Origin of the sequence: Rhodococcus sp. PAE-6, assembly GCF_025290685.1 — a bacterium.
GTDB classification, from domain to species: domain Bacteria; phylum Actinomycetota; class Actinomycetes; order Mycobacteriales; family Mycobacteriaceae; genus Rhodococcus; species Rhodococcus pyridinivorans.
Genome location: NZ_JAOCLZ010000059.1, coordinates 1 through 2,661 on the forward strand (window position 1 = coordinate 1; position 2,661 = coordinate 2,661).

Sequence of the window (2,661 nt, forward strand, 5' to 3'; positions counted from 1 at the left end):
TCAGATTGCCATCGCCGCACGGACGGTGGAGGCGGCGTCGACACCACCGTCACCCGTCGAGGTGATGCGCCCGGATTCGAGGACGTAGTAGTGCAGGGCGTTGTCGAGGGCGAAACCGATGTGCTGTTCGACGAGCAGCACCCCGAGGTCGCCGCTGCGGCCGAGTTCGACGATGGTGTTCTCGATCTCGGTGACCACCGACGGCTGGATGCCTTCGGTGGGCTCGTCGAGGATGAGCATGCGCGGCTCGGTGATCAGCGCGCGGGCGATGGCGAGTTGCTGGCGCTGACCGCCGGAGAGCAGGCCGGCGCGGCGGTCGAGTAGCGGGACGAGGGCGGGGAACAGGTCGAGCATGTCGGTGACCAACTGACGGCCGTTGCGGCGCGTGTCGGCGACGACCTGCAGGTTTTCCCGGCAGGTGAGCTGACCGAAGGACTGTTGCCCCTGGGGGACGTAGGCCAGGCCGCGGGCGACGCGGGCAGATGGTCGCAGCGAGGTGATGTCGTCACCGTCGAAGAGGATCTTTCCCTTGGTGACGGGCAGCAGGCCGACGGCGGCGCGCAGCAGTGTGGTCTTGCCGGCACCGTTGTGGCCCATGACCGCGACGGTCTTGCCGGTCGGCACGGTCAGGGAGATGCCGTGCAGGATCTCGGTGCGACCGTAACCGGCGCGGACGTCGACGAGTTCGAGCATCATGCCTCCTGAGCAGCGGTGGCGGTCCCGAGGTAGACCTGCTGGACCTGCGGGTCGTTCTGGACCTGGTCGACGGTGCCGTCGGCGATGACCTTGCCGCGGGCGAGGACGGTGACGGAGGTGGCGAAGGCGCGCATGAAGTCCATGTCGTGCTCGACGACGACCACCGTGCGCTGCGCGCCGATGCGGCGCAGCAGCTGCCCGGTCTCCTCGCGTTCGTCGCCGCTCATTCCGGCGACGGGTTCGTCGAGGAGCAGCACGTCGGCGTTCTGCACGAGCAGCATGCCGATCTCGAGCCATTGCTTCTGCCCGTGGGCGAGGATGCCCGCGGGGGTGTCGCGGTGGGCGGTCAGGCCGATCGTCTCGAGTGTTTCCTCGATCTCGGGCAGAACGTTGTTGCGGCGGCGCAGCAACTGCCACGGGGAGCGGCTCGCGCCGGCGGCGATGTCGAGGTTCTGCAGAACGGACAGTTCCTCGAAGACCGAGGCGGTCTGGAAGGTGCGGCCGACACCGAGGCGTGCGATCTTGTGGGTCTTCTTGCCGAGCAGTTCGACGCCGGATTTGGTGATCGAGCCGGTCGCTGGGACCAGGCCGGTGACGGCGTCGACGAGGGTGGTCTTGCCGGCGCCGTTGGGGCCGATGAGGAACCGCAGGTCGCCTTGGAGGAGGGTGAGGTCGACGCCGTCGACGGCGGTGAAGCCGTCGAAGGTGACACGCAGGTCGCGGATCTCGAGGTAGTCGCTGCTCATTCCGGCGTTGCCGCCGTAGACGGGTTTGCTCATCGCACGGGCTCCATCTCGGGAAGGTCGGCGGGCTCGGGTTCGGTCGGGGGTGTGGGTTCGGTCGGGGTGGTGCGGCGGCGCCGGCGGAGCAGGGTGATGACTCCGGCGAGGCCGGCGGGGAAGAAGCCGACGACGACGATGAACAGCAGGCCCTGCGCGTAGGTCCAGGCCGACGGGAAGTTCTCCGACAGGGTGGTCTGTGCCCACGCCACGCCCACCGCGCCGAGGACCGGGCCGAGCAGGGTGGTGCGTCCGCCGATGGCGACACCGATGAGGAACGCAATCGACGGGACGATGCCGACGTCGGCGGGGGAGATGATGCCGACGATGGGCACGAACATCGCCCCGGCGATGCCGGCGAAGAAGGCCGCGACGGTGTAGGCGGCCACCTTGATCAGGGCGGGGTCGTAGCCCAGGAAGCGGACCCGCTCCTCCTGGTCGCGCACGGCGACGAGCAGTTCGCCGTAGCGGGACTGCATGAGCTGGCGGGTCGCGGCGACGACGAGCAGCAGGATCGCGGCGACGATGAAGAACAGCATCCGCTTGTTGACCGGATCGGACAGGTCGTAGCCGAAGAAGGTGCGGAAACGGTTGAGGCCGTTGGATCCTCCGGTGGACTGCTGGCCGATGAGCAGGATCGCGAAGGCGGCGGCCAGTGCCTGGGAGAGGATGGCGAAGTAGGCGCCCTTGACGCGGCGGGCGAACACACCGAAGCCGAGCAGGGCGGCGAGCAGGGCCGGCACGATCAGGATCGCCAGCAGCGTGACGGCGGGGGAGGCGAACGGGGTCCAGTAGGCGGGTAGTTCCCGGATGCCCGCGATCTGCATGAAGTCCGGGACGGTGTCGCCGCGGAGCTGCGCGTCGGAGATCTTCAAGTGCATGGCCATGATGTAGGCGCCGAGGCCGAAGAAGACACCCTGGCCGAGGGTGAGCATGCCACCGCGACCCCAGGCCAGGCCGATGCCGACGGCGACGATCGCGAAGCACAGGAACTTGCCGAGCAGGCCGAGCCGGAAATCGGAGAGGACGGCGGGGGCGAGACCGAACAGGACGATCGCGGCGATCGCGAATCCGCCTGCTGTGCGTACGGGTCCGGGTCGGGTGAAGGTGCGGGTCGAGAAGGTCGCGGACATCAGACCAGGCTCCTCGTCTTGACGGCGAACAGGCCCTGCGGACGGACCTGCAG

At 68.6% G+C, this 2,661-nt stretch carries 3 protein-coding genes; all 3 read right to left on the reverse strand.

All coding sequences use genetic code 11. The features are described 5' to 3' along the window. The 3 genes from urtE to urtC are packed head-to-tail and all read right to left on the reverse strand — an operon-like array spanning position 1 to position 2,608. Positions 1-693, reverse strand: a complete 693-nt coding sequence (gene urtE / locus NVV99_RS26130; RefSeq protein WP_064852239.1) for an urea ABC transporter ATP-binding subunit UrtE — start codon at positions 691-693, stop codon at positions 1-3. Further along, a complete protein-coding gene (gene urtD / locus NVV99_RS26135; protein WP_024101775.1) occupies positions 693-1,475 on the reverse strand; it encodes an urea ABC transporter ATP-binding protein UrtD in 783 nt (260 codons plus the stop codon). The genes urtE and urtD overlap by 1 nt, the downstream gene beginning before the upstream one ends. Further along, positions 1,472-2,608, reverse strand: a complete 1,137-nt coding sequence (gene urtC, locus NVV99_RS26140; protein WP_024101774.1) for an urea ABC transporter permease subunit UrtC — start codon at positions 2,606-2,608, stop codon at positions 1,472-1,474. Before urtC ends, urtD begins: the two co-directional genes overlap by 4 nt. Positions 2,609-2,661 lie beyond the last annotated feature (53 nt).